Below are 644 nucleotides of genomic sequence, written 5' to 3' on the forward strand. Positions count from 1 at the left end.
GCGCCCTCGGCATTGCGCCGATAGATCCACACCGCCTCGCCACGGCAACGCTTGTAGAGAAAACCGTTGCGGTACTCGTAGGACGTTGGCGCATCGTCCGGCGGAATCAGCGCGATCAGCCGTCCGACCTCGTCGTAGCGGTATTCGGTGACCGCGCCCAAAGCATCCTGCTCGGCGATCAGCCGGCCCTGATTGTCATAGGCCTTGAGCTGTTCACCACCATCGGCTGCGACCTGCCGCACCAGCCGCGCACGCTCGTCGTGGACGTAGACCTCTTCGGTGCCATCGACGTAATGCACCGTCACGCTGGCGTCGTCATCGTTCCAGACGTAACGGGTGTTCATCTGCGAGAACGAGGCCCAGTGCCGCACGCAACGCGCCGCTTTGCCTGTTCGTTCCCACTCCCAGAAAAAACTCGCGCCGCCGGTCAGTTGCCGCTGCAGGATGACGTGGTGGTCGTCGTAGTCGTAGCGCTCGCTGTCGCCGACCGCGTTGGTTGCGGCCAGCAGGCGTTGGCGGGCATCGAAGCGGTAGGTGGCGAGGTTTTGCTCGGTGGTCCACTCGCCCTGAACCAAGACCTGATAATCGACCGCCACCAGTTGCGCGCGGTCATAACGCAACAGCAGCGCACGCCCGGCGCCGTT

1 pseudogene is annotated in these 644 nt (G+C 64.0%); it reads right to left on the bottom strand.

Annotated elements, in window-relative coordinates:
• Nucleotides 1-644 (bottom strand): annotated as a pseudogene (locus HU743_RS27015) (type IV secretion protein Rhs); the annotation flags it as partial.

This window comes from Pseudomonas sp. SWRI99 (assembly GCF_014270125.1).
Lineage (GTDB): Bacteria > Pseudomonadota > Gammaproteobacteria > Pseudomonadales > Pseudomonadaceae > Aquipseudomonas > Aquipseudomonas hamedanensis.